Source organism: Streptomyces sp. NPDC001410 (assembly GCF_042895235.1).
Lineage (GTDB): Bacteria > Actinomycetota > Actinomycetes > Streptomycetales > Streptomycetaceae > Streptomyces.
On record NZ_JBIAWE010000010.1, the window covers coordinates 243,101 to 263,763 of the forward strand.

The following is a 20,663-nucleotide window of genomic DNA, read 5'->3' on the forward strand; positions in this document are numbered from 1 at the left end:
CCCAGGTTAACCGGTCGGGCCTGCCTCGTTCGGGAAGGCGGCGGACGCCGGGGACGAGTGCGGCCCGGAAGATCATCGTGCCTGCGACGATCTTCCGGGCCGCGCTCGCCGTGCGTGTGCGGTGCCCGCTCGGCTACTCGCCGGCCGCGACCGCCGCGGCCACCGGGATCTCCATGAGAACCGTGCGCCGCGGGTTCGCCGTCTGGGCGGGGAGGTCGACGGAGTGCTCCGGCAGCTCGGGCGTCTGCAGTTCGTCGGCGTCCTCGAGGTGCGCCAGAGTCGTGCGCCGCGGGTTGGCTATGTTGCGGAACATCATCGTCGTCTTCACCGTTGTACGTCCTGTGGCCTCGTGTCGGAGTTGGCAGAGTCGCCCATCTTGTAAAGCGCCAGGCTAAACATGCGATTCCCCGCCTCAGACATGAACTCCCCATGATCTGCATGTGAGTTTGCTCACGAATCCATGGGCAAACCGGTCAATTCCGGCCGACAACTCTCCCCGCCGAAACGGACATTGACCCCCTGAAGCAGTCATTCCGCTCCTGATCATGGCGACTGGGACACGTGACACCAGGAGGCGATTCGCGGGGATGCATCCGCTTTGGCCTGGATCACGGCCCACAGCCGGTAACACTTACCCCACAGTCCGTCACGTAGGTCACAGCTCGGGACACGGCCCTTGTTGGAGATCCGGCACTGTGCTGGAATTCCACGGACCGCCGCGGGATCGAGCCGGCGCGCAGGGGCGCAACGCAGCGCCGAGTGGCGGCGAGATAGGGGGGAACCTGCGCCGGTCACTCCAGACCACTCGGAGAGCGCATTCAGGGCGTTCTCCAATACGCCGACACCGTGTCCCTCCGTTCAACCGGAGGGGTGCCTGGTCCAGAGGTTGCGACGCTAGTGCAGGGACGTTTCAAGAGGGATGGCAGCGCTTCGGCGGAGCCGGAGGCGCACGGCGGGACCGACCGTGGCTCCACGCCCCAGCACGCCCAGATCCCGGGCCCGGCCCCGTCCGGGGACAGCGGTGGGCGCCCCGGCGCGTCCTCCTCGGCAGGCCCCACGAAGACCGGGAACCCCACCCCGGCCGTGAAGCCCGTCCAGGGCTCGACCGGCTCCGGTTCGCGCGTTGCCCTGCGCAACTGGCGCATCTCCACGCGTCTGGTCTCGCTGCTCGCGCTCCCCGTGGTGGCGGCCACCTCGCTGGGCGCGCTGCGCATCGACCAGAACATCACCGACATCCAGCAGCTCGACAACATGAAGCTGCTGACGGAGATGACCAAGCAGGCCACCGAGCTGGCTCAGGCGCTCCAGGAGGAGCGCGACCAGTCCGCCGGTCCCCTGTCCCACGGCCTGAAGTCGACCGACTACCAGATCAAGGGCTACCAGGACAGGACCGACCGGGCCCGCGAGAACTTCCTCAACGCCTCCGAGGAGATCGACGAGGCGAGCAAGAACGGCAACCTCCAGGGCGTCCGCGACACCCTGGTGAGCCTCGCCAACCAGCTGGACGACCTGGCCAAGATCCGCCGGTCCGCCTACCAGGCGAAGGGCAACTCGACGCAGACCGTCGAGTCGTACCACCGGCTGATCACCCAGCTGGTCGACCTCTCCCAGGCCATGGCCGAGGCGTCCAGCAACCCCGAGATGATCACGCGCACCCGCGCCCTGGCGGCCTTCTCCAGCGCCAAGGAGTACGCGTCCGTGCAGCGTGCCGTCATCGCCGCGGCGCTGACCACCAGCGGCAACACCAAGGGCACGCTCTCCTCGAACGACCGCCTCTACGGCCAGTCGGCGTACGAGAGCGAGAACTCCGAGATCGCGATCTTCCGGAAGATCTACAGCAGCCAGAACCCGGACGAGCTGCTCAAGCCGATCGAGGAGAACAACCCGACGATCCAGGGCGCCGACCTCTACGCCAAGCGGACCTTCGAGTCTCCCACCGGCCTCGACGGCCTGCCGGCCCGCTCGTACCGCGACTGGGTGGACGACAGCTCGTCCAAGATCGACCAGATGAAGAAGATCGAGCACACCCTGCTCGAGGACATGGAGCAGAAGGCCCGCGAGCTGCGCAACGCCTCCGAGCGCGACGCGATCATCTCCGGTGCCCTGATCCTGATCGTCCTCGGCATCTCGCTCGTCGGCGCATTCGTCGTGGCCCGCTCCATGATCCGCTCGCTGCGCCGTCTTCAGGAGACCGCCACCAAGGTCGCCCAGGACCGCCTGCCCGAGCTGGTCAAGCAGCTGTCCGAGTCCGACCCGCAGGACGTCGACACGTCCGTGGAGTCGGTCGGTGTGCACTCCCGGGACGAGATCGGCCAGGTGGCCGCGGCCTTCGACGACGTGCACCGCGAGGCGGTCCGCCTCGCCGCCGAGCAGGCCCTGCTGCGGGGCAACGTCAACGCGATGTTCACCAACCTCTCGCGCCGCTCCCAGGGCCTCATCCAGCGTCAGCTCTCGCTCATCTCCGAACTGGAGTCCCGCGAGGCGGACCCGGACCAGCTGTCCTCCCTCTTCAAGCTCGACCACCTCGCGACGCGTATGCGCCGTAACGGTGAAAACCTCCTCGTTCTCGCCGGTGAAGAGCCCGGCCGCCGCTGGACCCGCCCGGTCCCGCTGGTCGACGTGCTCCGCGCCGCCGCGTCCGAGGTGGAGCAGTACGAGCGCATCGAGCTGGCCGCGGTCCCGACCACCGAGGTCGCCGGCCGCGTCGTCAACGACCTCGTGCACCTCCTCGCCGAGCTGCTCGAGAACGCCACCTCCTTCTCCTCGCCGCAGACCAAGGTCAAGGTCACCGGTCACGCCCTGCCCGACGGCCGGGTGCTGATCGAGATCCACGACACCGGTATCGGCCTCTCCCCCGAGGACCTCGCGGCGATCAACGAGCGGCTCGCCTCGCCGCCCACCGTGGACGTCTCGGTGTCCCGCCGCATGGGTCTGTTCGTGGTCGGTCGGCTGTCCCAGCGCCACGGCATCCGCATCCAGCTGCGCCCCTCCGACTCCGGTGGCACGACCGCGCTGGTCATGCTCCCCGTCGACGTCGCCCAGGGCGGCAAGAAGCCCGCGGGCAAGCCCGGCGCCCCCGCGCCGACCGGTGGTCCGGCCGCCGCGCAGGCCGCGGCCGGTGCTGCCGCCGCCCGCCGCAACAACGGCGGCAACGGCTCGGGCGGTGCCCTCGGCGGTGCCCCGTCCGGCGGCGGCCTCCTCGGTGCCGGTCCGTCCCCGCGTGGCCAGGTCGGCTCCGGCCAGGGTCCCCGGGCCGCGCTGCCCGGCGCCGGCCAGGGCGGCCGTCCCGGTGCGCCGGGTGGCGCGCGTGGTCCGCAGGGTCCCGGTGCCTCGCAGCAGGGCCGGCAGGCGCCGGCCGGTGCGGGTGCGGGCGGCTTCGGCGGTCCGGGTGCCACGCAGGGCCTGCAGTCCGGGGGCCTCGGCGGATCGCAGCAGGACGCCTTCGGTGGTCGTGGTCCGGCGCAGCCGCGCGGTGGCGCGGGCGCTGCCGACCAGGGCCGTCAGCAGCTGTCGCCGCGCGGCGGTCCGCGGGCCGAGCTGCCCGGCAGCAACCCGCCCGCGCGCACCCAGGACTGGAGCGACAACGCCCAGGCCCCGCAGTCACGCGCCTCGCTGGACACCCCGCGCGGCCACGACGAGCAGGACCCGGCGCAGACCTCGCGCATGCCGCGCGTCGACGACCGGCAGGGCCCGGGCGCGACCGCGGAGATACCCCGCATCGACGCGCAGGGCCCGTCCGCCACGGGCGAGTTCCCCCGCCCGGACTTCGGCGCCAACAACTCCACGGGCCAGTTCCCGCGCCCGGACCTGAACGGCACGAGCAGCTCCACGGGCCAGTTCCCGCGTCCCGGCACCCAGCAGGGCAACGGCCAGTACGGCCAGCAGGACAACAACGGGTTCGTCCGCCCCGACGTGTACGGCACGTCGGCGCCCGGGCAGCAGGCCCCGCAGAGCACCGGCCAGTTCGCGGCCCCGCAGGCCTACGACGCCGGCTTCGACGGCAGCTCCACCGGCCAGTTCGAGCGGCCCCAGCAGGGCGGCAACCGCGGCGACTTCGGCGCCTCGCGCCCGCCGGCCCCGCAGCAGCGTCCGGCCCGCCGGGAGCCGGAGGCACTGCCGCCGGCCACCGGTCCGGTCGACGGTCGTACCCCGCTGTACGACACTCTGGAAACCAACTGGTTCCACGGCACCCAGCCGGAGAGGCAGCCGGACAACCCCCCGGCTCCGTCCCCGGCATCGCAGCAGCAGGCGCCCGCGCCCGCTCCGCAGCGCTCCGCCGCCACCGGCTCCTGGCGCACCTCGCCCAACGACGAACTCGTCCGTCAGGCGGAGCGCGTCCGGCAGCCCGCGGCGGGTGGCATCACCACCTCCGGCCTGCCGCGCCGGGTGCCCCGGGCGAACCTCGTCCCGGGCACGGCTCAGCAGCAACAGCACCAAGCCGGTCCGCAGGTCTCGCGTGCGCCTGACGACGTACGCGGCCGGCTGACCAATCTCCGTCGGGGTATCGCACAGGGTCGTCAGGTCGGCAACGGCCAGACCGGCAGCTACCCGAACCCCACTCACCAGCAGGAGCGTTAGTTGAGAGCGATGAGCCAGGCGGCACAGAACCTGAACTGGTTGATCACCAACTTCGTGGACAACACCCCCGGGGTGTCGCACACGGTGGTGGTCTCCGCCGACGGCCTTCTGCTGGCGATGTCCGAAGGCTTCCCGCGGGACCGCGCCGACCAGCTCGCCGCCGTCGCCTCCGGGTTGACCTCCCTCACGGCCGGGGCGTCCCGGATCTTCGAGGGCGGCAACGTGGCACAGACGGTCGTCGAGATGGAGCGCGGTTTCCTCTTCCTGATGTCCGTCTCGGACGGGTCGTCCCTCGCGGTCCTGGCCCACCCGGAGTGCGACATCGGCCTTGTCGGCTACGAGATGGCACTGCTCGTCGACCGCGCGGGTGCGGTACTCACCCCGGACCTGCGCGCCGAACTCCAGGGCAGTCTGCTCCACTGACCCGCCCCGGCACCACCCACCTCACGAAAACACCGTCCGGCCGCCACAATCCCCCCACCGGCCCTGTCAGACGGCTTGACTGACCGACTTGCTGTCCCGCCCGGAGGATTCATGACCCCGCCCACCGCCTCTCATGATCCGTACGCGGAGCCGTACGGTGATGAGGGCGACCAGCCGCTGGTACGTCCGTACGCGATGACCGGCGGCCGGACGCGGCCGCGCTATCAGCTCGCCATCGAGGCGCTGATCAGCACCACGGCCGACCCGGCAGCGCTCATGGGACTGCTCCCGGAGCACCAGCGCATCTGCCACCTGTGCCGTGAGGTCAAGTCGGTCGCGGAGGTGTCGGCGCTGCTGGCCATGCCGCTCGGCGTGGCCCGGATCCTGGTGGCCGACCTCGCCGAGGCCGGCCTGGTCGCCATTCACCAGCCGGGTGGCGACGAGAACAACGGCGGCGCTCCGGACGTGACGCTGCTCGAAAGGGTGCTCAGTGGACTTCGCAAGCTCTGACGCGGGCCGGGCCACCACCTCGGCGAAGATCGTGGTGGCGGGCGGCTTCGGCGTGGGCAAGACCACGTTCGTCGGCGCCGTCTCGGAGATCAACCCGCTGCGCACGGAGGCCGTCATGACGTCCGCCTCGGCGGGCATCGACGACCTGACCCACACCGGGGACAAGACCACCACCACGGTGGCCATGGACTTCGGCCGTATCACCCTGGACCAGGACCTGATCCTGTACCTCTTCGGTACGCCGGGCCAGGACCGCTTCTGGTTCATGTGGGACGACCTGGTGCGCGGCGCCATCGGCGCGGTGGTGCTCGTGGACACCCGGCGCCTCGCCGACTGCTTCCCGGCCGTGGACTACTTCGAGAACAGCGGTCTGCCGTTCGTCATCGCCCTCAACGGCTTCGACGGCCAGCAGCCGTACACCCCGGACGAGGTGCGCGAAGCCCTGCAGATCGGGCCGGACGCGCCGATCATCACGACCGACGCCCGCCACCGCGCGGACGCCAAGAGTGCGCTGATCACGCTGGTGGAGCACGCTCTGATGGCCCGCCTGCGGTAGCACTCAAGTGCGACGTGCGGTACGGCAGTTGTCGTAATGCAATCGGAGCCGACTGTGGCCTTTGACACGGTCGGCTCCGCTGTTCATAACAGTTCGGCAGAGGAATCGCCCGGTATCACCACGCGACGCGGTCGAGCGGTGCCGCTGTGCTCACAAACGCCCCGCCTTTTGGCGGGGCTCGCTCTTTATGACCGTTTTATCTAGGGCTTACAAGCGCACCCTCCGGGGGTTTCCACTGTTTGGAAGTGCGCTGGTCCACGTGCTGGAATGCCTGAACTGCCCAATAGTCAAAGACGTACCTAGTGGTCGATGACGAACGGGGCTCTGAGAGACTGCGGCACGACGAAGGTGCCGACCGCCGAGAGGTTGTTGGTCGAGTGAGGCGAAGCAAGAACGGTCCCGAGCCGTCGGCGCGGGGCAACTTCACCCCGCCGCCGCGCGCTGCGGCGCCCACCCCTGTGCCCGGTTCGGAGCCGGCGGCCGCACCCGCGAAGAGCGGCGGCCGTTTCTCCCCGCGCAACTGGCGCGTGCCGACCAGGCTGAACGCGATTCTGCTCATACCCGTGGCGGTGGGTCTCGTCATGGGCGGCTTCCAGGTGAAGGCCTCGATCGACACCTGGCAGCAGGCTCAGGACGCGGAGAACACCGCCCGTCTGGTGCGCGCCGCCCTCGCCTACGCCGACGCCCTCGAGAACGAGCGTGACGTCACGGCGGCCCCGCTGCTCCTGAACAAGAAGGACGCCACCAGCAAGGCGAGCATCGACGGGGCGCGCAAGGCCACGGACCAGGCCGCCAGCGCCTTCGACCAGGCCGCGCAGAACATGCCGGACAAGTCCGGTCTGCAGCGCCGTCTTCAGCAGTTCCGCAAGGCCGAGACCAAGCTGTCGACGCTGCGCCAGGTCGCCTACACCAGCAAGACCATCGGCGTGCAGACCGAAGAGGGCTACATCGGGGTCAGCCACCCCCTGATGGAGTTCGCCAACGAACTCGGTCTGGGCACCGGCAACATCACCTCCTACGGCCGTACCGTCTACGCCATCTCGCTGACCAAGGCGGCGCTGTCGCTGGAGCGGTCGATCGGCACGCACCTGCTGGTCAAGCCCGGCCCGGACGCCCCGAACCTGGCGACCCAGCGGGTGTCCCTGTCCTCGTACGCCTACCTGGAGCGCATCGCCCTGGAGGAGTACATCGGCGGTGGCACCGACGCCGACGCGCAGAAGCTGACCGACGCGCAGGCGAAGATGAAGACGGACGGCGCCGCCATGGCCGCGGCCGCCAAGCAGCAGAACCCTAAGTACGTCCCTCCGCCGTCCAAGCCGGAGACGATGGTCTCGGCACTGGTCCTGCTGAAGGACACCGATCCGCTCACGCGTGACGCGCTCGCCACCAAGGGCATCACCGCCGACAACTGGTGGGCGGTCAACACCCTCAAGTACAAGGCCTACCGCCAGATCGAGTCGGATCTCACCGACAAGGCGGTGAACGAGGCCTCCGACATCGCCGACGACGCCAAGACCTCCGCGATCATCACCGGCGCCGTGGTCGTCGTCGCCCTGCTCTTCGCGTTCATCCTGGCCGGTACCGTCGCCCGCCAGATGAGCCGCTCGATGCGCCAGCTGCGCAACGCCGCCTTCGGCATCGCCGAGCAGCGCCTGCCGATGCTGGTCGACCAGCTCTCGCGCACCGACCCCGGCCGCGTCGACACCCGCGTCGCACCGATCCCGATCAACTCGACGGACGAGATCGGCGAGGTCGCCCGGGCCTTCGACCAGGTCCACCGCGAGGCCGTCCGGCTCGCCGCCGAGCAGGCCCTGCTCCGGGGCAACATCAACGCGATCTTCACCAACCTCTCGCGCCGCAACCAGTCGCTGATCGAGGGCCAGCTGACCCTGATCACCGACCTGGAGAACAACGAGGCCGACCCGGACCAGCTGGAGAACCTCTTCCGCCTGGACCACCTCGCGACCCGTATGCGCCGCAACGGCGAGAACCTGCTGGTCCTCGCCGGCGAGGAGCCCGGCCGCCGCTGGGACCAGCCGGTCCCGCTGGTCGACGTCCTGCGCGCCGCCTCCTCCGAGGTGGAGCAGTACGAGCGCATCGAGCTGTCCGGTGTCCCGGAGGCCGAGATCCACGGCCGTGCCGTGACCGACCTCGTGCACCTGCTCGCCGAGCTGCTGGAGAACGCCACGACGTTCTCCTCCCCGCAGACCAAGGTCCGCGTCACCGCGACCCGTCTCCCCGACGGCCGCGTGATGATCGAGATCCACGACAAGGGCATCGGCCTCACCGCCGAGGACTTCGCGGACATCAACCACAAGCTGGCCAACCCGCCGACCGTGGACGCCGCGATCTCGCAGCGCATGGGCCTCTTCGTGGTCGGCCGGCTGTCCGACCGGCACGGCATCCGCGTCCAGCTGCGCCCCTCGGGCGAGCAGGCCGGTACCACGTCGCTGGTCATGCTGCCGGACGCGATCACGCACGGCGGTGGCGGCGAGGCGCCGCTGGACCGCGAGGAGTTCACGGTCTCCCAGATCATCCCGGAGCAGCAGTTCGGGGGTGAGAACTTCGGCCAGGTGGCGCCCATGCGCACCGCTGCCGAGCTGGGCTTCGACGACAGCCGCTACGTCGACGTCCCCGACGACATCCGCGGGCTGGACCCCGTCGGCCGCTCTCTGATGCGCGAGGGGCGCCGGGCGGCTCTGGAGTCCCAGAACCACGGCCAGCCGCAGGAGACCGCCGAGCGGTCCGCGTACCAGGACGAGTTCGACGCGCAGCAGGGCTACGACGGCAGCAGCACGGGCTACACCGAGCAGCCGGCGTACCAGGAGCAGCCGCAGCAGGGGTACCAGGAGCAGACGTACGAGGAGCAGCAGCACACCTCGTACGAGGAGCCGTACGACGACCAGTACTACGCTCCGAACGGCGGCCTGCCGCAGCGCGACGGCTTCACCCAGAACGGCGGCGGCTACCCCGAGCCCGCGTATTCGGAGCCCGCTCAGGACCAGCACGCGCCCGCGCACGCCTCCGGGTCCGACGGGTTCGGCTCCTACGAGAGTCAGTCCTACCAGGACGACTGGCCGCAGCAGCCGCAGCAGGACGGTTACCAGAACGGCTATCCGGCCCAGTACGCTCCGGAAACGGAATCCGCGCAGGCCGGTGACGCAGATGAGCGGAACCGCGTAGGCTTCGACCGTCCGGGACCGGCCACTCCCGCCGCCCACACGCTGACCGACGCCGGGCTGCCCCGCCGCGGTGCCGTCCCGAGCGGCTCCAACGGTTCGAGCGCCACCAACGGCACGGCACGCGTGCAGCAGGAAGCGCCGGCTCCCGCGCCGGGCAACTCCCCGGGGCAGAACGGCGACAGCGGCTGGCGTTCGGCGAACGACGAGCGCTGGCAGCAGGCCTCACAGCTCCGGAAGCCCAAGGCGGGCGGGGTCACCTCCTCCGGCCTGCCGCGGCGGGTACCCAAGGCCAACCTGGTCGAGGGCACCGCCGAGAGCACCCCTCAGGGAGGCCCACAGGTCTCCCGCGCCCCGGAGGATGTCCGGGGCAGGCTGAGCAACCTGCGTCGGGGCGTCCAGCGCGGACGCAGCGCAGGCAGTGAAACGAACGGCCAGGGCTTCGGCCCTGACAGCACCTACAACCAGGAGCGTTAGTGTGAGCCCGATGAGCCAGGCGGCACAGAACCTGAACTGGTTGATCACCAACTTCGTGGACAACACCCCGGGGGTGTCCCACACGGTGGTGGTCTCCGCCGACGGACTCCTTCTGGCTATGTCCGAAGGCTTCCCCCGCGACCGCGCCGATCAGCTCGCGGCCGTCGCCTCCGGTCTGACGTCTCTGACGGCAGGCGCCTCCCGGATCTTCGAGGGGGGCAGCGTGAACCAGACGGTTGTGGAGATGGAGCGGGGATTCCTGTTCATCATGTCCATCTCTGATGGTTCGTCACTCGCCGTTCTGGCTCACCCGGAGGCGGACATCGGCCTCATCGGGTACGAGATGGCCCTTCTGGTGGACCGCGCGGGCACGGTCCTCACCCCGGATCTGCGTGCAGAACTCCAGGGAAGCCTTCTCAACTAACAGACGAACGGTGCGTATACGCGTCCCGGGGCCGTAAGGTTTCGGGACGCGGCTCCACAGGGATGGGTGCCCGGCACGGTCGGAGGAGGAGAGAAAGTGGCAACACCCCCAGGCGGTTCGAATAACGGCAACTGGTCGTACGGCCCTGCCCAGGGCCAGGGCGACGGTTCCGCGAACCGGTACAACTTCCCCTCCGCCCCGAGCCACCGGCAGCCGTACGCGCCGCAGGGCCCCGGTCCGTCGCCGTACGACCAGCCGCCGGCCCCGCGTATCCAGCCGGTACAGCCCCAGCGCCGCCCCGAGCCGGCGCCGGCCACGGCTTCCAACAACCCCCTGGTGCGTCCGTACGCCATGACCGGCGGCCGGACCCGCCCGCGCTACCAGCTCGCCATCGAGGCACTGGTGCACACCACCGCGCAGCCGCACCAGATGCAGGGCCAGCTGCCCGAGCATCAGCGGATCTGCAACCTGTGCCGGGAGATCAAGTCGGTGGCCGAGATCTCGGCCCTGCTCACGATCCCCCTCGGCGTGGCCAGGATCCTCGTCGCCGACTTGGCGGAGGCGGGCCTGGTCGCCATCCATCAGCCCGGCGGCGACGAGAACGCCGGTGGCCAGCCAGACGTGACACTGCTCGAAAGGGTGCTCAGTGGACTTCGCAAGCTCTAGCGGCGGTCCTTCCCGCTCCACCACCTCAGCGAAGATCGTGGTGGCGGGCGGCTTCGGCGTGGGCAAGACCACGTTCGTCGGCGCCGTCTCGGAGATCAACCCGCTGCGCACAGAGGCCGTCATGACGTCCGCCTCGGCAGGCATCGACGACCTCACCCACACCGGAGACAAGACCACCACCACGGTGGCCATGGACTTCGGCCGTATCACCCTGGACCAGGACCTGATCCTGTACCTCTTCGGTACGCCCGGTCAGGACCGCTTCTGGTTCATGTGGGACGACCTGGTGCGCGGCGCCATCGGCGCGATCGTCCTGGTGGACACCCGCCGTCTCGCCGACTGCTTCCCCGCGGTCGACTACTTCGAGAACTCGGGCCTGCCGTTCGTCATCGCCCTCAACGGCTTCGACGGCAACCAGCCGTACCAGCCGGACGAGGTTCGTGAGGCTCTGCAGATCGGCCCCGACACCCCGATCATCACGACGGACGCCCGCCACCGCGCGGACGCCAAGTCGGCGCTGATCACCCTGGTGGAGCACGCGCTGATGGCGCGCCTGCGCTAGCCGACCGCCTTGCAGAAGGGCCCTCCCCGCACGGGGAAGGGCCCTTCTGCTTTCCGCTGCGGCGGCGCTTCTCTCCTGTGCCCGCACACCAAGAAGGGCCCCTCTGCAGCAGAGGGGCCCTCAAGAACCGGCTGAGCGGCGCAGCTTATCCGTGCCAGCTGTGCGGCGCCCGGAAGCCGGGCTCGCGCTCCAGGCGGCGCCAGCCGGCCTTGGCACGGCCTCGGTGGGTCTGGGACGAGGCCGCCGGCTGGGCGGCCGCACGGGCCAGGAGGACGGCCGTGATGGCGGCGACTTCCTCGGGCTCGGCGTGGCCCTTCTCGACGCGGATGTCAGGCGTGTTCATGGATGTCAGTCTCCGTGAGAGAGAGGTCCGCGGGGTTGCCGCGACGGGTCCGCTCGGTTACTGCGGGGGGTTGCCGTGCTTGCGGGAGGGCAGGTCGGCGTGCTTCGACTGCAGCATCGCCAGGGACTTGACCAGGACCTCGCGGGTCTCGGCGGGGTCGATGACGTCGTCCACCAGGCCGCGCTCCGCCGCGTAGTACGGGTGCATCAGCTCGGCCTTGTACTCCTTGACCATCTTCTGCCGCATGGCCTCGGGGTCCTCGGCGTCGGCGATCTGACGGCGGAAGATGACGTTGGCCGCGCCCTCCGCGCCCATCACGGCGATCTCGTTGGTGGGCCAGGCGTAGGTGAGGTCGGCGCCGATCGACTGGGAGTCCATGACGATGTAGGCACCTCCGTACGCCTTGCGCAGGATGAGCGAAATCCTCGGCACGGTCGCGTTGCAGTAGGCGTACAGCAGCTTCGCGCCGTGGCGGATGATTCCGCCGTGCTCCTGGTCGACACCGGGCAGGAACCCCGGTACATCCAGGAAGGTCACGATCGGGACGTTGAAAGCATCACACATCTGGACAAAGCGTGCAGCTTTTTCGCTTGCCTCGATGTCCAGGACGCCGGCCAGGACCTGAGGCTGGTTGGCGATGATGCCGACCACCTGGCCGTCCAGACGGGCCAGCGCGCAGATGATGTTCCGCGCCCAGCGCTCGTGGACCTCCAGGTACTCGCCGTCGTCGACGATCTCCTCGATGACCTTGGCCATGTCGTACGGCCGGTTGCCGTCCGCCGGGACCAGGTCGAGCAGGACGTCGCTGCGGCGGTCCACCGGGTCACCGGTCTCCACCCGGGGCGGGTTCTCGCGGTTGTTCTGCGGGAGCAGCGAGAGGAGGTAGCGCACCTCGGCGATGCAGGTCTCCTCGTCGTCGTACGCGAAGTGGCAGACACCGCTCGTCTCGGCGTGCACGTCCGCGCCGCCCAGGCCGTTCTGGGTGATCTCCTCGCCCGTCACCGCCTTGACCACGTCCGGGCCGGTGATGAACATCTGGGAGGTCTCGCGGACCATGAACACGAAGTCCGTCAGCGCCGGGGAGTAGGCCGCGCCGCCCGCGCACGGGCCCAGCATCACGGAGATCTGCGGGATGACGCCCGAGGCCTTCGTGTTGCGCTGGAAGATGCCGCCGTAGCCGGCGAGGGCCGAGACGCCCTCCTGGATACGGGCGCCCGCACCGTCGTTCAGGGAGACCAGCGGCGCACCGGCCGCGATCGCCATGTCCATGATCTTGTGGATCTTGGTGGCGTGGGCCTCGCCCAGCGCGCCGCCGAAGATCCGGAAGTCATGGGCGTACACGAAGACGGTCCGGCCCTCGACCGTGCCCCAGCCGGTGATGACACCGTCGGTGTACGGCTTCTTCGCCTCCAGGCCGAATCCGGTCGCCCGGTGCCTGCGCAGCTGCTCGACCTCCTGGAAGGACCCCGGGTCCAGGAGCAGCTCGATGCGCTCCCGCGCCGTCAGCTTGCCCTTGGCGTGCTGCGCCTCGGTCGCCTTCTCGCTGGGGCCTGCCACGGCCTGCGCACGGATCTCGTGCAGCTCGGCGACCCGTCCGCGCGCGTCCGTCGGCTCGCCGGTCGGCTCACCCGTCGTCTCTTCCAAAACGGTCATGTAGCGACCTTACGAAGGACACCAAGGAAAGCGAGCCGTCGACTCCGTACAGTCTCCAGCCCGTTTTCCTGGTGCCACCAAACAGAACCAGAGGGGCATGCAGCCGTTCCGACTGCTCAGGGGGCGTCGGCGTTGTAGGGAGGCGACAAAGGTGTCACCTGAGAGCCAGCTCACATTCGTGTGTGGAGCATGCCATCCCTGGAGTGACACGGAGCCTCGGACGCGGCCCTGTCGAGAGGACTTCGACGGTGTCGTCGGCACGGACGACCGAGCGCACGGGGTGGTCCCAGACGATCTCCAGGGTAGTGCCCGTGCGGGGCGGCTCGCTGACGCAGAGGGTAGCGGTCCCGCCGCGGCGCCGGACGAGCACGCTCGCGCCCGCGGAGGCGGTCAGGCCACCCACCGTACCGGCTTCCCACAGGTTCGCCGCGGTCAGGCCGAGCGCGGGCACGGCGACGGCCTGGCGGCGGGCGTCGTTGGCGAGGACGCACAGCCAGTGACGGTCGGCGGCCCGGGCGGCGACCTCGGCGCGGGAGGCGCCGGGCAGCAGGACATAGGCGTACGCGGCGGCGGCCGGGTCGGTGCCGTGGTCGAGCCAGAGGGTCTGCCAGCGGCGGGTGCGGCGCTCGGCCGTACTGGTGGAGTTGATGTCGGACCAGGAGCCGGTGCGGTCCTCGCGCAGGCTGCGCAGCTCGCCGCCGCACGGCAGGATCCAGCCGCCGTGGCCCTCCAGATGGGCCCAGCCGGGGCCGCGCACGAGGGCCTGGGTGCCGTTCTCGCCGAGGTTGCGGTTGTCCACGACCGTCTCGACGGGGACGCCGTCCGCGCAGGTGATCCCGGCGCCCAGGCAGACGACGGCGTCGTCGAGGAAGAACCAGGACTTGCGGGCCTGAAGCGTCGACCCGAGCCCCTTGAGGTGCTGGCCGACGGCCGCGTACTCGCCGTCGGTGACGCCGCCGACCCAGCGGACGTCCGGCTTGGGGGCACCCCACTCGCCGCCGGCCCGGTCGGCCAGGCGCCTGGTCGACACGGTCGTACCGGGGAGGCGGTACCAGTCCACGGTCGGCCAGAACCAGTCCGTGTACTGATCGGACCGATCGGACCGATCGGACCGATCGGACCGGTCGTCACCCCCGGTCGGCCACCAGGAGAGCATCCCGGCGCCGGTGTGCCAGCCGCGCGGGTTCTCGCCGTTGCCGCACTCGTAGTGCGCGATGCGGTCGGAGGCCATGGAGAGCGCTGCGGTGAAGCGGGGGCGGCGGTGGACGGCCCGGTCCATGGCCGGAAACAGGTGGTGCCCGACGGGTTCCGGGCTCGCGGGTACGGCCGCGTCGGCTACGGCGTGCAGCCGGGCGAGGTCGGCGACCTCGAACTGATCTGCCGTCAGGATCGGTGTCACGGTGTCGCGTTGGATCCAGCCCTTGATCCGGCCGTGCCACCGCTCCCGCTCCGCCTCGCTCGCACCGCCCGCGAGCAGGGTGATGGCCGCGATCAGGGCCTGTCCGTGGAAGTGGTCGCTGCGCATGATGTGCAGGTCGTCGCCGAGCAGGTAACCCCGGCTGATGGCACGGCCGTTGACGCAGTCCATCACCAACCCGTCGTGGATCAGGGGCGCACAGGCGTGCTCGACGCTGTCCAGGACGTTCTGCCGGGCCGGGTCGGTGACCTCCCACGGCGACCCGGCGAGCAGGGCGAACAGCCGTCCGAGGCCGTCGAGCAGCACCTGGCCGTACGTTCCGGAGTAGGCGACCCAGGTGTGCTGGACGAAGGAGCCGTCGGCGTAGAGGCCGTCGCCCCGGGTGACGTACGGGAAGACCGGTGAGAGGGCGTCCCGGGCGAGCGCGACACGGTCGCCGGACCGGCCGAGGATGCCGCGCAGGGCGACGGAGCGGCACATGTCGACGCGGTTGGCGCCGGTGGAGGTGCCGGAGTAGTCGGTGAGCATCGCGTCGGGGATGAAGTGGTCTACCGCGGCACAGGCGGCCGCGACCCGGGTCTCGTCGAGGTGGTCGTACAGGGCGGCCGTGAGGTCCATGAGGAGCCGGGGGCTGCCGATCTGCCATTCCCACCAGTTGCCGTAGCGGGTGGTGGCCGGGTTGTAGACGGTGGCGGAGAGGTGGTCGAGTCCGCGCAGCACGTCGGCGAGGAGGGTGTCGTCGCCGGTGGAGCCGGTGCCGGGCTGGATGTAGGCCTGGGCCATGGTCCACAGGCGGCCGTAGCTGAAGGTGATGCCGGCGGGCGGGTCGAAGGGGTGGCCGGGCCAGAGGGAGGTCGGGGCAGGGACCATGGTGCCCATGAAGTCCCTGGCCAGTGCCCCGAGTTGGGCGAGCCGGGAGACGTACGGCTCGGCGGCCGGGTCGTATCCGGTGCCGAGGGCGATGTCGAGCCAGCGGCGGCGGAGGGTGTCGTAGGGGCCGGCGGCGGGTGCCGCGCGGGCCCGGGGCGCCAGGGTGGCGGTGAGGGCGGCGGCCAGCAGCAGGGCGCGCCGCGTCGGTCCGGTCGTACCCATGCCGGTGGTCACCGCCCCTGTTCAGCAGCCGCCGCAGTTGTAGTAGAGGACGTCCCAGTGGTTGCCCTCGTCGGCGTAGATGTTTCCGGAGCCGGACCGGTACTGCGGGGCGCCGTCCCCGCGCAGACCGATGTAGGTGAAGTTGCCCTTGATGTACGACGTGACACAGGTGTTCTTGCCGTAGTCGAGCTTGTAGCCGTTCCAGTGGGAGTAGGTGCCGGAGGCGTGGCCGGCCTCGGTGCCGCCGGTGATGTTGAGGGCGCAGCCACTGGCCCGCTTGAGGGTCTGGGCGCCCTGTGCGGTGGCGAGGTTGAGCTGTTCGAAGGACGTACAGGTGGGGTTGTTCCGGTCGGAGCAGTTGCCCGAGGAGGACCAGGTGATGCCGACGTCACGGAACATCTGGGTGGCGGTCGCGTGGCTGATCTTGGTGACGGCGAAGGCGTCGGTGGCGGTGCCGACGACGGCGACGCCGGGGGCGACGACGAGGGCGAGCGCGGTCAGGACGGAGCGGACCTTCATGACCTTCGTGGCCTTCATGGGGACCCTTCCTGCGGATGGCCGTGCTTCCTGTGGGGCGGCTGTGCAGGTGGTGCACGCCGATGGTGCCCGAGCCCTGCACGGGTCCACCAGAGGGCGCACGCGGTGACTCCTGGTTACCGTGAAGACACGGTACGGATGATGTTGAAAACCGAACGGAATAGGTCTACGGTCGGTGTCGTTAGGTTCGTTGAACGTTAAACAGAAAGGCCGCGGCTTCGGCCTCGCCGACCGCGCCCGTCCCCAAGGAGCACGTCATGGGTATTTTCGGCCGCAAGGAAAGCACCCCCGCCCCCGCCTCGGCACCCGCCACCGTCAGCCCCGATCTGGCCGCGCTGACCGGTGACTACACGCTCGACCCCGCGCACACCACGATCGGCTTCGTGGCCCGCCACGCGATGGTCACCAACGTCAAGGGCAGCTTCCTGGACTTCACGGGCACCCTGCACCTGGACGGCGCCGACCCCGCCAAGTCCACCGCCACGATCGACGTCCGGATGGAGAGCGTCGAGACCGGCAACGCCGACCGTGACGGCCACCTGAAGTCCTCGGACTTCTTCAAGACCGACGAGTTCCCGACGATGACCTTCCGCTCCACCAAGGCCGAGGCCCTGGGCGGCGACGACTACCGCATCACCGGCGACCTCTCCATCCTCGGCGTGACCAAGCCGATCAGCATCGACCTGGAGTTCAACGGCGCCGCGAAGGACCCGTTCGGCAACGAGCGCGTCGGCTTCGAGGGCAAGACCGAGATCCTGCGCTCCGAGTGGGGCCTGACCTGGAACGCGGCGCTGGAGACCGGCGGCTTCCTGGTCTCCGACAAGATCAAGCTGAACTTCGACATCTCGGCGATCAAGAACGCGTGAGCCTCCGGCGGTTCAGCCGCCCCCGAGACCTCCGCACCCTGAGCACGCCCGCCCTCCACTCCCCCGAAAAGAGAGGGCGGGCGTTCGCCCGTTCGTGTCAGAGTGGTCCGATGGCAGCACTCTCCGAGCACGAAGAGACCGACTGGGTCCATCTCGCCTCGTTCCCGAACCTGCCCGGGCATCCCCACCCCGGTCGCTTCCTGCTCGGTTGACTGCGCGAGCGCGGTATCGACTGGATGCCGTTCGCGCAGGAAGAGATACGGGTCGACCTCATGTGCCGCATGGACGAGGACGGACACTGGCACGGCACGCTCGGCGTGAACGTCGACGCCCGGGCGCTGTGGCGGCTCGGACTGCATCCGGATCAGCCGACCTCCGTCGTCGACGGGCCCTCCCCGCCCGCCTGGTGGCACGCCGCCGGTGAGCGTTACGCCGGCCGTCATGCCGTACGCCGACGCCACGACTTCCGCTGAACCGGCAGCAGGAACCAGGCCGCCCCGACGGACAGCACCGCGCCGACGGCGATCGCGGCCAGGCGCGTGGGCAGCAGGCTCTGCGCGTCCTGGCCGAAGTAGCCGAGGAGCAGGGAGAGGGCCGTGGTCATGCCGGCCGCCCAGTAGGCGTAGGTGAGCGGGCGCAGCCACAGGGCCACGGCCAGCACGGCGAACAGCACGACCATCGCCGTGCGACCCGTGATGCCGGCCGCCGCCACGCCGGTGGCGAGCAGGGTGCCGGCGCAGGCGCCCAGGAAGCGCTCTACTCCCTTGCGCAGTACGTCGGTTCGGCCCCGGTTGCCGCTTGCGACGACGTACGCCGTCAGGACCAGCCACGGCCAGTGGTCGTCGTAGAGCAGTCGGCCGAGCGCGAAGGACGCGGCCACCCCCGCCGCCATCTGTACGGCCATCCGCGTGCTGGGGCGGGGGCGCAGCCGGGAGGGCCGGCGCGGGGTGCCCGGGTCGGCTTCGGCCGGCCAGGGGCCGTACCGGTCGGCCGCCGTCTGCACCAGCCACACGCTCGCCCATGCCAGTACGCCGATGATCGCCGACCACGCCCAACTCACCAGCTCCCCCTGCGCCTCGGGTGGGAGGGCAGGGCCGGGGACCACGAGGAGCGCCACCAGCGGGAGGGTGATCAGGGTGCCCGCCCTGGTGGCGGCCGGGCCGTAGCGGCGGATCCAGATCGCCAGGGAGATGCCCGCGGTGAAGACGGCCGCGCCCAGCCAGTAGTGGGCGGCGATCAGGCGGCCGACCAGGGCGCAGACCGCCGACACCGCCGACAGCAGGGCCAGCGCCCCGAGGCGGCCCCGGGTGTCCGCCGTCCGCTGGGTCCGAGCGAGCATGACGGTCAGGACCACCGCGAGGACGACCGAGTCGGTGTGCAGTCCGGCCGCACCCTCCAGCCACAGGGCGATCGACCAGGAGAGCAGGACGGCCGTCATCGTCACGGCCACTTCGTACGCGTTGCGTATTAGTTTGTCAGCCATCACGGCAGAATATTGGGCCACGCAGGACGAAGACAGTACGCATTCACGTATCATTCTTGGTCATGGATCACCTTTCCGAGGCCGCCCTCCTCCGAAGTGCCATCGTCCGGCTCAACCGACGGCTCAGGCAGGAGCGCGGGGACGGGAGTCTCAGCCCCAACCAGCTCGTGGTGCTCGGGTATCTGCACCGGCGCGGATCGGCCACGCCCGGTGAGATCGCGGCGGCGGAGCGGCAGCGGCCGCAGTCACTCACCCGGGTATTCGCCGAGCTGGAGACCGATGGGCTGATCGCGCGGGAAGCGGGTACGACGGACCGGCGTCAGGCCGTGCTGACGCTCACCGAGCCCGGGCGGCGGGCGCTGGAGCGGGACATGGCCGAGCGGGACGCCTGGCTGGCCGAGGCCCTCGGGGCGCTGGGCGATACGGAGCGCGGGGTGCTGGTGCTGGCCGCGGCGGTGCTGGAGCGGCTGGGCACGATGGACGTGCCCGCGCGGGACGACTGACGCGCTCAGAAGCCCCCGCCGAAGTCCCCTCCCCCTCCCCCGCCGCCGTCGAAGCCCCCTCCGTCGCCGAACCCGCCGCCGAAGTCGCCGGAGTCGAAGTCGGCACCGGACACGTCGCCGCCCTCGTAGCCGCCGCTGCCGAAGTCGCCGTACCCGGTGCCGTAGTCGGCGGCGTACGACGGTGTGGCCATCATGCTGCCGAGCAGGGTGCCGACGAGCAGGCCGGGGAGGATGCCGCCGCCGAAGTAGCCGCCCGCCCAGGGGCCGTAGGCCGGGCCCGCGTCCCAGTAGGGGCGGCGGCCGTAGTCGGTGTCGACCTCGCGGATCACGGGGTCGCGGCCGTCGGCCAGCCGGGTGGCGTCGGCCGCGCAGACCGGGACCTCGCGGGGTGCGCCGCCGGGCGGGGTCCAGGCGGCGTCGGTGACCGAGGGGCCGTGCCGGGGGTCGAAGAAGCAGGGCGGGCGGCGCTCCGGGAGGGGGCGTCCCTCGCGGCGGGCGGCCAGCTGGGCCAGGGAGAAGCGGCCGTCCTCCAGCGCCTCGGTGACCGCGCGGACGTCCTCGGGTTTCCGGGCGTCGGCCATGTACTGCTTGGCTTTGTCGTAGGCGTCCAGGGCCCGTTCGTAGTCCCCGCGCATGGCGTCGTCGGCGCCCGTCCCGGCCGGGTGGAAGTCCAGCCGGTCGAGTTCCTCGCCGAAGGCGGTGATGTCCTCGTCGACGACGACCCGCAGGCGGTCGAGGGCGGCCCGCTGCTCCTCGGCGTGGCGGCGGCGGTTGCGGCGGACCAGGGCGTAGGCGCCCGCGCCGCCGGCCACGAGGACAGCGGCCGTGGTGATCAGTGCCGTGGTGGACACTCCACCGCCCTTGCCGGAGGAGCCCCAGGACGCGGGGGCATGGCCGCCCATGTTGGCCAGGGCCCGGTCGGTGAAGTCGGTGAGCTGGGTCTTGGCGTCCTCGCCCTGGACGCTGGTGACCAGGTTCTGGACGGCGCTGCGCGGGAGCACCGAGGAGTCGGCGCGGGCGTCGAAGCGGTCGCCGAGACGGATGGCGTACAGGCCGGTGACGCCGGTGGCCGTGCGCAGCTCGGAGAAGAGGTTCTGGGTGGGGTAGCCGGCGGGCAGGACCGCGATGAACAGGGGTTTGTTCGCGCCCTTGATCTGTTTGGCGAGTGTGTCGGCGTCCGCGGCGGACAGCTGGGCGGAGGCCGCCGGGTCGACGTAGACCGGGCCCTTGCGGAGGGCCTCGGCGATGGTGGAGATGCTGGTGGCCGCCATCGCACAGGGGGTCAGCGCGGTCACGATCACCAGGGTGAGGACGGCCAGCAGCAGCGCTGGGAGGCTTCGGGTCCGCAGGACGGCCTTCATCCTTCGAAGCTACCCGAAGCCTCCCAAAATTGG

18 protein-coding genes are annotated in these 20,663 nt (G+C 70.5%); 11 read left to right on the plus strand and 7 right to left on the minus strand.

The window, feature by feature from the left end; translation table 11 throughout:
* Nucleotides 1-133: 133 nt before the first annotated feature.
* Complete coding sequence (locus ACFY3C_RS23630) at nucleotides 134-328, minus strand: hypothetical protein (protein WP_386576537.1); 195 nt, start codon at nucleotides 326-328, stop codon at nucleotides 134-136.
* A 569-nt stretch (nucleotides 329-897) separates the two neighbouring features.
* Here ACFY3C_RS23630 and ACFY3C_RS23635 point away from each other — a divergent pair.
* The 8 genes from ACFY3C_RS23635 (at nucleotide 898) to ACFY3C_RS23670 (ending at nucleotide 11,375) form a co-directional block, all read left to right on the plus strand.
* Entirely contained in the window at nucleotides 898-4,578 is a 3,681-nt protein-coding gene (locus ACFY3C_RS23635; protein WP_390772120.1) for a nitrate- and nitrite sensing domain-containing protein, read from the plus strand.
* 9 nt (nucleotides 4,579-4,587) lie between these two features.
* Nucleotides 4,588-5,001, plus strand: a complete 414-nt coding sequence (locus tag ACFY3C_RS23640; RefSeq protein WP_003973453.1) for a roadblock/LC7 domain-containing protein — start codon at nucleotides 4,588-4,590, stop codon at nucleotides 4,999-5,001.
* 111 nt (nucleotides 5,002-5,112) lie between these two features.
* A complete protein-coding gene (locus ACFY3C_RS23645; RefSeq protein WP_019058642.1) occupies nucleotides 5,113-5,511 on the plus strand; it encodes a DUF742 domain-containing protein in 399 nt (132 codons plus the stop codon).
* Nucleotides 5,492-6,067, plus strand: a complete 576-nt coding sequence (locus tag ACFY3C_RS23650) for an ATP/GTP-binding protein (RefSeq protein WP_067301226.1) — start codon at nucleotides 5,492-5,494, stop codon at nucleotides 6,065-6,067. The genes ACFY3C_RS23645 and ACFY3C_RS23650 overlap by 20 nt, the downstream gene beginning before the upstream one ends.
* 377 nt (nucleotides 6,068-6,444) lie before the next feature.
* Nucleotides 6,445-9,723: a nitrate- and nitrite sensing domain-containing protein gene (locus ACFY3C_RS23655; RefSeq protein WP_390772121.1), complete on the plus strand. Its 3,279-nt coding sequence runs from the start codon at nucleotides 6,445-6,447 to the stop codon at nucleotides 9,721-9,723.
* A gap of 10 nt (nucleotides 9,724-9,733) precedes the next feature.
* Complete coding sequence (locus ACFY3C_RS23660; protein WP_004983065.1) at nucleotides 9,734-10,147, plus strand: roadblock/LC7 domain-containing protein; 414 nt, start codon at nucleotides 9,734-9,736, stop codon at nucleotides 10,145-10,147.
* A 96-nt stretch (nucleotides 10,148-10,243) separates the two neighbouring features.
* Nucleotides 10,244-10,813 (plus strand): DUF742 domain-containing protein, encoded by a 570-nt coding sequence (locus tag ACFY3C_RS23665; protein WP_386576540.1) that lies wholly within the window; start codon nucleotides 10,244-10,246, stop codon nucleotides 10,811-10,813.
* Nucleotides 10,794-11,375 carry an ATP/GTP-binding protein gene (locus tag ACFY3C_RS23670; RefSeq protein WP_071369867.1) on the plus strand — a complete coding sequence of 194 codons (582 nt, stop codon included), beginning with the start codon at nucleotides 10,794-10,796 and terminating at the stop codon, nucleotides 11,373-11,375. The genes ACFY3C_RS23665 and ACFY3C_RS23670 overlap by 20 nt, the downstream gene beginning before the upstream one ends.
* A gap of 145 nt (nucleotides 11,376-11,520) precedes the next feature.
* Here the strand turns inward: ACFY3C_RS23670 and ACFY3C_RS23675 are convergent, their stop codons facing one another.
* The 4 genes from ACFY3C_RS23675 to ACFY3C_RS23690 all read right to left on the minus strand — a co-directional run bounded on the left by ACFY3C_RS23675 (nucleotide 11,521) and on the right by ACFY3C_RS23690 (nucleotide 16,399).
* Nucleotides 11,521-11,718, minus strand: coding sequence for an acyl-CoA carboxylase subunit epsilon (locus tag ACFY3C_RS23675; RefSeq protein ID WP_386576541.1), 198 nt, complete (start codon nucleotides 11,716-11,718; stop codon nucleotides 11,521-11,523).
* Nucleotides 11,719-11,775: 57 nt separating this feature from the next.
* Nucleotides 11,776-13,371, minus strand: coding sequence for an acyl-CoA carboxylase subunit beta (locus tag ACFY3C_RS23680; protein ID WP_390772122.1), 1,596 nt, complete (start codon nucleotides 13,369-13,371; stop codon nucleotides 11,776-11,778).
* A 154-nt stretch (nucleotides 13,372-13,525) separates the two neighbouring features.
* On the minus strand, nucleotides 13,526-15,880 hold the full coding sequence (locus ACFY3C_RS23685) for a polysaccharide lyase 8 family protein (protein WP_390772123.1): 2,355 nt from the start codon (nucleotides 15,878-15,880) through the stop codon (nucleotides 13,526-13,528).
* Between the two features lie 21 nt (nucleotides 15,881-15,901).
* Complete coding sequence (locus ACFY3C_RS23690) at nucleotides 15,902-16,399, minus strand: hypothetical protein (protein ID WP_386576664.1); 498 nt, start codon at nucleotides 16,397-16,399, stop codon at nucleotides 15,902-15,904.
* A gap of 275 nt (nucleotides 16,400-16,674) precedes the next feature.
* On the opposite strand from ACFY3C_RS23690, the gene ACFY3C_RS23695 reads away from it, so the two are divergent.
* Nucleotides 16,675-17,283 carry a YceI family protein gene (locus ACFY3C_RS23695; protein WP_386576544.1) on the plus strand — a complete coding sequence of 203 codons (609 nt, stop codon included), beginning with the start codon at nucleotides 16,675-16,677 and terminating at the stop codon, nucleotides 17,281-17,283.
* A gap of 236 nt (nucleotides 17,284-17,519) precedes the next feature.
* Nucleotides 17,520-17,756, plus strand: coding sequence for a hypothetical protein (locus ACFY3C_RS23700; RefSeq protein WP_390772124.1), 237 nt, complete (start codon nucleotides 17,520-17,522; stop codon nucleotides 17,754-17,756).
* On the opposite strand, the gene ACFY3C_RS23705 is transcribed toward ACFY3C_RS23700, so the two are convergent.
* The gene (locus tag ACFY3C_RS23705; protein ID WP_390772125.1) at nucleotides 17,723-18,766 is read right to left on the minus strand and encodes an FUSC family protein; all 1,044 of its coding nucleotides are present in this window, start codon (nucleotides 18,764-18,766) and stop codon (nucleotides 17,723-17,725) included. The genes ACFY3C_RS23700 and ACFY3C_RS23705 overlap by 34 nt on opposite strands.
* Nucleotides 18,767-18,828: 62 nt before the next feature.
* Between ACFY3C_RS23705 and ACFY3C_RS23710 the strand changes: the two genes are divergently transcribed.
* The gene (locus tag ACFY3C_RS23710; protein WP_390772126.1) at nucleotides 18,829-19,269 is read left to right on the plus strand and encodes a MarR family winged helix-turn-helix transcriptional regulator; all 441 of its coding nucleotides are present in this window, start codon (nucleotides 18,829-18,831) and stop codon (nucleotides 19,267-19,269) included.
* Nucleotides 19,270-19,274: 5 nt separating this feature from the next.
* On the opposite strand, the gene ACFY3C_RS23715 is transcribed toward ACFY3C_RS23710, so the two are convergent.
* Entirely contained in the window at nucleotides 19,275-20,630 is a 1,356-nt protein-coding gene (locus tag ACFY3C_RS23715; protein WP_390772127.1) for a hypothetical protein, read from the minus strand.
* Nucleotides 20,631-20,663: the final 33 nt, after the last annotated feature.

What these genes read in the sequence shown, in the direction of transcription:
- ACFY3C_RS23640 (WP_003973453.1), top strand. Translation starts at nt 4,588, where the DNA reads ATGAGCCAGGCGGCACAGAACCTGAACTGGTTGATCACCAACTTCGTG.
- ACFY3C_RS23645 (WP_019058642.1), top strand. Translation starts at nt 5,113, where the DNA reads ATGACCCCGCCCACCGCCTCTCATGATCCGTACGCGGAGCCGTACGGT.
- ACFY3C_RS23660 (WP_004983065.1), top strand. Translation starts at nt 9,734, where the DNA reads ATGAGCCAGGCGGCACAGAACCTGAACTGGTTGATCACCAACTTCGTG.
- ACFY3C_RS23675 (WP_386576541.1), bottom strand. Translation starts at nt 11,718, where the DNA reads ATGAACACGCCTGACATCCGCGTCGAGAAGGGCCACGCCGAGCCCGAG.
- ACFY3C_RS23680 (WP_390772122.1), bottom strand. Translation starts at nt 13,371, where the DNA reads ATGACCGTTTTGGAAGAGACGACGGGTGAGCCGACCGGCGAGCCGACG.
- ACFY3C_RS23685 (WP_390772123.1), bottom strand. Translation starts at nt 15,880, where the DNA reads ATGGGTACGACCGGACCGACGCGGCGCGCCCTGCTGCTGGCCGCCGCC.
- ACFY3C_RS23690 (WP_386576664.1), bottom strand. Translation starts at nt 16,399, where the DNA reads ATGAAGGTCCGCTCCGTCCTGACCGCGCTCGCCCTCGTCGTCGCCCCC.
- ACFY3C_RS23695 (WP_386576544.1), top strand. Translation starts at nt 16,675, where the DNA reads ATGGGTATTTTCGGCCGCAAGGAAAGCACCCCCGCCCCCGCCTCGGCA.
- ACFY3C_RS23700 (WP_390772124.1), top strand. Translation starts at nt 17,520, where the DNA reads ATGCCGTTCGCGCAGGAAGAGATACGGGTCGACCTCATGTGCCGCATG.
- ACFY3C_RS23705 (WP_390772125.1), bottom strand. Translation starts at nt 18,766, where the DNA reads ATGGCTGACAAACTAATACGCAACGCGTACGAAGTGGCCGTGACGATG.
- ACFY3C_RS23710 (WP_390772126.1), top strand. Translation starts at nt 18,829, where the DNA reads ATGGATCACCTTTCCGAGGCCGCCCTCCTCCGAAGTGCCATCGTCCGG.
- ACFY3C_RS23715 (WP_390772127.1), bottom strand. Translation starts at nt 20,630, where the DNA reads ATGAAGGCCGTCCTGCGGACCCGAAGCCTCCCAGCGCTGCTGCTGGCC.